Genomic DNA, 269 nt, shown 5'->3' on the forward strand with positions numbered 1-269 from the left:
GCGGGTGGTCAGTCGTTCAGCCCGAAGAGGTCGAGCGGGTGGGTCAGCCGCCACCACGGGCTCGGCGGGTCGATGTCGTCCTGCAGCCGCACGTCGACGGTGGCGGCGTCGAGCGGCCCGGTCGCGATCAGCTCGCCGACGGTGTCGCCGGCGGTGCGGGACTCCCCGAGCGTGAACGACGTGTCCGGGGTCGCGCTCGCGCCGTTCCACAGCACGTTCTGCGCGTCGGACGCGGTGACGAGCGCGACATCCTCGCCCCACAGCGTCGT

At 73.2% G+C, this 269-nt stretch carries 1 protein-coding gene; it reads right to left on the reverse strand.

All coding sequences use genetic code 11. From position 1 onward, the window contains the following. Positions 1 to 8: 8 nt before the first annotated feature. The coding region (locus ACZ3HG_RS23825) for a hypothetical protein (RefSeq protein WP_465334860.1) at positions 9 to 269 on the reverse strand (261 nt) is incomplete at its 5' end.

This window comes from Erwinia sp. PME.40.26/001 (assembly GCF_055556675.1).